The sequence below is a fragment of the Leisingera sp. F5 genome (assembly GCF_001593695.1).
The window spans coordinates 1-1749 of sequence record NZ_LUKH01000746.1; the positions used below are offsets into that span (position 1 = coordinate 1).

The window sequence follows — 1749 nt, forward strand, 5'->3', positions numbered from 1 at the left end:
GAAATGGTCCGATTGAGCTGACGGCGTTTAGGACGGCCTGGCTCAATCGGACCATTTCATTTGATGACGGACATGATATCAAGCAGTTGGCAGCACTGATCGGCATCCGCGGCCTGATAGCCGCAATCCCAATCCGATCCGGCTGATCAAAATACATTCTAATGTCAGCGCCGACCAACCAGACAAAACTGCCGTCCCGCCGACCCCAGCGTCAAATTTCCACACAGCTTCGGCCCGCACTTGCCGTTGATCACGGCCTTCCACCGTTTCGGCTTGAAAGCCGACGCGGCGGCCCCATGGACCCTGTAACCCGCGAACTCAGACCTTGCGGATGTGATACCGCTTGATCTTGCGGTAAAGCGTTGGCCGCGAGATCCCCAGAACCTGGGCCACTCTGGTCAGGTTGCCGTTCTCCGCGCTGATCGCCCGGCGGATGGCGCTGGCCTCGATGCTTTCCAAGTCGCCGGAATGGCCGCCGAGGATATGCTCCAGTGAATTCTCGGCGCCATCGTCGAAATCGTCCTGAATCTCCGGCGGCAAATCCCGTTCAGTCACGAAACTGTCCGGCTTGATGAGAAAAAAGCGCTGAACGACATTGCGCAGCTCCCGGACGTTGCCCGGCCACTGGTACTTCAGCATCAATTCCATCGCCCGGCTGGCAAAGGTCATCGGTGTGCGCCCGGTTTCTTCGGCGTATTTTTGCGAAAAATGGTCGAGCAAGGCGACGATGTCGTTGCCGCGTTCTCGCAAGGGGGGCACCTCGATGGTCATCACCCCGATGCGGTAGAACAGGTCGCGGCGGAAATTGCCCTTTTCGATCTCCTGGCGCAGGTCGCGGTTGGTCATCGTCACCAGCCGGACATCGACCGGGCGCCGCTTGTTGTCACCTACCCGGTAGATCGCCCGCTGTTCAAGCGCCCTGAGCAGGTAGGGCTGTAATTCGATCGGCATGTCGCCGATTTCATCGAGGCAGAGCACACCGTTGTTGGCCTGTTCGAACTTCCCGGCGCGCCCGCCCCGGACGGCGCCGGTAAAGGCGCCTTCCGAATAGCCGAACAGTTCCGCGCCGATCAGATCGCTGGAAATCGCCGCGCAGTTGACCGGCACGTAGGGAGCCTTGGTATCCGGCATCCGGCTGTGGATCAGGCGCGCGAACAATTCCTTGCCGACTCCGGTTTCACCGTGGATCAGCACCGGGACATTGGCCAGCGCCGCGCGTTCGGCCAGGCCGATGGCATCGACCATCTTCGGCGACGATCCAATGATCTGGATCTCGCCCTCCGCCACATTGACCCGCGGCTTGATGGTGCAGGTTACTCCCGCCTGCCGCATCTTGCCCTTGTCCTTGAGAAACAGGGCGGCGCCGCGAAAAACGCCTTCCAGCTTGAGCCGTTCGATGCCTTCCGCCTCGACGTTGAGCGGCAAGAGCTTGGGAATATCCTGATCCGACAGGCCTTCAAGTTTCGGCAACAGCTTGTGGCCGAACGACAATTCCTTGTTCCGGCGCAGCGGGTCGTCGTCCAGCCCGCGGCGGAACAGCACGCGGCCCGATTGATCGACCAGCACCACACTGTCATGCACGCGGCTGTAATCCGACATCAGGAAAGCTTCCAGCAATTGCGTGCGTTCGACCTGTTTCTGTTCCGCCAGCGCAATCTCGATCTCGCGCGCCGCCGCCAGGACCAGTGCCACATTGTGCTGGCGGAAAATCTGCGGCGGACCGGACAGATCGAAGGCCTCGGCTAGCCC

The 1749-nt window shown here is 60.8% G+C and carries 1 protein-coding gene; it reads right to left on the minus strand.

All coding sequences use genetic code 11. The annotated features are described in order from the left end of the window. Positions 1 to 318: 318 nt before the first annotated feature. Positions 319 to 1749, minus strand: a 1431-nt coding sequence (locus A2I95_RS35485) for a sigma 54-interacting transcriptional regulator (RefSeq protein WP_291737250.1), incomplete at its 5' end; no start/stop codon positions are given.